General features: G+C 70.9%; 1 protein-coding gene. It reads left to right on the forward strand.

Annotated elements, in window-relative coordinates; genetic code table 11:
- Positions 1-4,809 (forward strand): type I polyketide synthase (locus Sdi02f_RS35470; protein WP_159107710.1); only part of this gene is annotated, 4,809 nt, incomplete at both ends.

Here is a 4,809-nt window from a genome sequence, read left to right on the forward strand (position 1 = left end):
CCCGTAACTGGCCCGAAACGGGGCGTGCCCGCCGGGCCGCCGTCTCCTCCTTCGGCATCTCGGGCACCAACGCACACATCATCCTGGAAGACGCACCACCCGTCGAGGCACCGCAGGAAGCGCCCACGGTGGAACTGCCCGTAGTGCCGTGGGTGGTCTCGGGTCACTCGGTGGAGGCGTTGCACGCACAGATCGAACAGCTCACAAGCGCTGCGGAAGACCTGCCACGGCTGGATGTGGGTGTGTCACTGGCCTCACGGGCAGCACTGCGGCACCGGGCCGTGTCACTGGGCGCCGGCTTCGAGTGGGACCCCGACGACCCGCGAGTGGACCGGCTCGCCGTGATCTTCCCCGGCCAGGGCTCACAACGGGCAGGCGCCGGACAAGAGCTCTACGACACGTTCCCCGTCTTCGCCGAACAGGTCGACCACATATGCGACGAGCTCGACCAGCTGCTGGGATTCGAGTTCGGACTGCGGGACGTCATGTTCGGCACACGCCCGGGACTGGACCAGACCGGATACGCACAGGCGTCCCTGTTCGTCCTGGGCGTGGCACTGTGGGAACTGCTCGCATCATGGGGCGTGTCCGCCGACGTGGTGGGCGGACACTCGATCGGTGAAGTGACCGCAGCCTACGCCGCCGGCGTGTGGTCACTGCCGGACGCATGCCGGGTCGTCGCGGCACGCGCACGGCTGATGCAATCACTGCCACCCGGCGGAGCCATGGCAGCCGTCGCACTGCCCCCGCACCAGATACAGCAGACCGAAGGATTCGGAAACCTTGAGGTGGCCGCCGTCAACGGACCCGCATCCGTCGTGATCAGCGGCACCCAGAACGAGGTCGACACGTTCCTGGGCACGCTGGACAGCGAAGTCCGGGCGCGGCGCCTGCGCGTGAGCCACGCCTTCCACTCACGCTGGACCGAACCCGTACTCGCCCGGTTCGCAGAAGCACTCCAGGAGATCACCTTCCGGGAACCAGTACTGGCAGGCGTGTCCAACGTGACCGGCGGCCCCGTCGACGGACAGTGGAACGACCCCGAATACTGGGTACGACACATCCGCTCGACCGTACTCTTCGCCGACAACGTCACCACACTCAGCACTCCCGGCACCGGTGTGCTCGAACTGGGACCCGACGGCGTACTCAGCGCACTGTTCACCAACACCCCTGCAGCAGCCGCAATGCGCCGGGAACGACCCGAAGTCCACACACTGCTCAACTCGGTAGGCCACATATGGCGGTGGGGCCTCAAGGTCGACTGGCCCGCCGTGTTCAAAGACACCGGAGCCCGCCAGACCGACCTGCCCACCTACGCCTTCCAACACCGCCCCTACTGGCTCTCCTTGACTCCCCGCGCCGCCGCCGACCTGGGTCATCCGCTGCTGGCCGCGTTGGCCGAGGTTCCCTTGACCGGCACGCTCGTCCTCACCGTTCGCCTCGACGCCGGCGAACAGCCATGGCTGGCCGATCACCGCGTCTTCGACCAGACCGTACTGCCCGGCACCGCACTGGTCGACCTGTGCATCGCAGCCGGCGACCGCGCCGGCTGCCCCGTCCTCGACGAACTGGTCATCCAGACCCAGATCCCGGTACCCGCCACCCTTGAACTGGTTCTCGACCCGCCGGAAGCCGACGGCCGCCGTGCCGTGACGGTCCACACCCGCGACGGCGACGGCTGGACCCTGCACGCGACGGGCACCCTCGCCCCGGCCACCGGGCCCGCGCCGACCGCCGATCCGGTGTTGATCGACACCTGGCCGCCCGCCGGAGCCCGATCGCTTCCGCTGGACGGCCTGTACCCGGACTTGGCTGAGCGAGGACTCGGCTACGGCCCCGCCTTCCGGGGGCTCACCGCGGCCTGGCGGCGCGCCGGCACCACATACGCCGAGGTGGAGCTGCCGGGCCTGGTCGGCGACGGCTTCGGTCTGCACCCCGCACTGCTCGACGCCTGCCTGCACGCTGCGGCCACCGGCGTCGAGGAGGCACTCGTGCCGTTCGCCTGGAGCGGCGTCACACTCCACACCCTCGGGGCCACCCGCGTGCGCGCCGTCCTCGACCCGGTCGGCAAGGACGCCACCCGGCTCACCGTCACCGACACGACTGGGGCCCTGGTGCTCACGGTCGACTCCTTGCGCGTACGACCGGCGCGCGCCACCCGCCCCGGCGCCCTCTACGCCGTCGACTGGCAGCCCGTCACCGGCGACACGACGACCTCGCCGACGGACAGCGTGCACGAAGCCCCGCCCACCAGCAGTCCGTTGGAGGCGGCCTGCTGGGCGCTCGACCTGATCCGTGAAACCGAAGGCTCCCTGGTGCTGGTGACTCGCGGTGCCGTGGCCACCGTTCCCGGCGAACCGGCCGAGCCGGCCATGGCCGCAGTCTGGGGGCTGGCCCGCAGCGCCCAGGCAGAAGAGCCGAGCCGCCGAATCACCCTCGTCGACCTGGCCCCCGGCACGGACCTGCCCCCGGCCCTCCCAGCCGGCGAACCGCAGCTGGCCGTCCGTGACGACGTACTGGCGCCCCGGCTGGTACGACTGCCCGCCGTCACCTCCGAGCCACCCGTCGTCAACGGGACCGTGCTGCTCACCGGCGGTACCGGCGGGCTCGGCCCGCTGTTCGCCGAGCACCTGCTCGCCGCCGGGGCCGAGCGGGTCGTGCTCGCCTCCCGGCGCGGCCCGGACGCACCCGGCATGAACCAGCTCCGCGAGCGCCTGCCCGGGATCGAGGTCGTCGCCTGCGACGTCACCGACCGCGACGCGCTCACCGAACTCGTCGCCCGCCATGACATCACCGGAGTGGTGCACGCCGCCGGTGTCCTGGACGACGGCGTGATCGGCACGCTGACCGCCGACCAGCTGCGGCGTGTCCTCGCACCCAAGGTGGACGCGCTGCGTCATCTCGACGAACTGTGCCCCGACGCGCGCCTGTTCGTCACGTTCTCTTCGAGCGCCGGTGTGTTCGGCAACCCAGGCCAGGGCAACTACGCGGCGGCCAACGCCGCCGTGGACGCGGTGATCCAGAACCGGCGCGCCCGGGGCGGCGCCGGCATCGCGCTCGCCTGGGGACTGTGGGACCGCGACGCCGGCATGGGCGGCTCCGTCGACCGGGACCGTGCCGCCCGGCACGGCATGACCGCGCTCACCGACGAGGCCGGGCTCGCGTTGTGGGACGCCGCCTTGGCCCAGGGACGCGCGCTGGTCATGCCCGCCGACCTGAACGAGCGGGCGCTGCCGCGTACGCCGTTGCTCGCCGCGTTGCGCCGGGACACCGCCACCTCCCGGCAGCGAACGGAAGGAGCCGTCGGCACGTGGCGGCTGCCCGGGCGCAGCCGTGAGCGGTTCGTGCTGGATACCGTGCTCGACCACATCGCCCAGGTACTCGGCCACACCGACCGCGCACAGATCGAACCGGGGCGCCCGTTCACACACCTGGGCTTCGACTCGCTGTCCGCCGTCGAACTGCGCAACCGTCTGGCCAGAACCACCGGCCTGTCCCTGCCCGTCACGCTCACCTTCGACCACCCCACCCCCGAGGTGCTGGCGCGCTTCCTGCTCACCGAGGCGACCGGTGCGGAAGAGCCCGAGCCGGCCACGATCACGACGACCACCGGCACCACGGACGAGCCGATCGCGATTGTGGGCATGGCATGTCGTTATCCGGGCGGTGTCGGGTCTCCGGCGGAGTTGTGGCGGCTGGTCGCCGAGGGCCGTGACGGTGTGTCGGCGTTTCCGCTGGACCGGAACTGGCCCGAGGACCTCTACGATCCCGACCCCGACGCGGTCGGACACACGTACGCCCGTGAGGGCGGTTTCCTGCACGGGGCCGGTCAGTTCGACGCCGACCTCTTCGGCATCTCGCCCCGTGAGGCGCTGGCCATGGACCCGCAGCAGCGGTTGCTGCTGGAGACGGCGTGGGAGACGTTCGAGCGTGCCGGGCTCGACCCGTCGTCGCTGCAAGGCAGCCGCACCGGCGTGTTCGCGGGCGTCATGTACCACGACTACGCGGCCTCGTCGGCGTCGGTCTCCGAGGAGGTCGAGGGCTACCTGGCCACCGGCGTCTCCGGCAGCGTCCTGTCCGGCCGGTTGTCGTATGTGTTCGGGTTGGAGGGGCCGGCGGTCTCGGTGGACACGGCGTGTTCGTCGTCGCTGGTCGCCATCCATCTCGCGGCGCAGGCATTGCGTGGTGGTGAGTGCTCCTTGGCCCTGGCGGGCGGGGTGACGGTGATGGCGACGCCGTCGATCTTCGTGGAGTTCGCACGGCAGCGGGGGTTGTCTGCGGACGGGCGGTGCAAGTCCTTCTCGGACGACGCGGACGGCACCGGGTGGGGTGAAGGTGTCGGACTGCTGCTCCTTGAGCGGCTTTCCGACGCACGGCGCAACGGCCACCGGGTGCTGGCCACCGTGCGCGCGTCCGCGGTCAACCAGGACGGCGCCTCCAACGGACTCACCGCCCCCAGCGGTCCGTCGCAGCAGCGAGTGATCCGGCAGGCACTGGCCCAGGGCGAGTTGACCCCCGCCGACGTGGATGTGGTGGAGGCGCACGGCACGGGCACCTCGCTGGGCGATCCGATCGAGGCACAGGCGTTGCTGGCGGTCTACGGGCAGCAACGCCCAGCGGACCGGCCACTGCTGCTGGGCTCGGTCAAGTCCAACATCGGACACGCCCAGGCAGCCGCAGGTGTGGCAGGCGTCATCAAAATGGTGCAGGCCATGACCGCAGGCGTGGTGCCACCCACCCTGCACGTAGGTGTCCCCACCACACGCGTCGACTGGTCCACAGGCGCCGTGGAACTGGTCACCCAGA

The organism is Streptomyces ardesiacus (genome assembly GCF_003112575.1).
Taxonomy (GTDB): Bacteria; Actinomycetota; Actinomycetes; order Streptomycetales; family Streptomycetaceae; genus Streptomyces; species Streptomyces ardesiacus.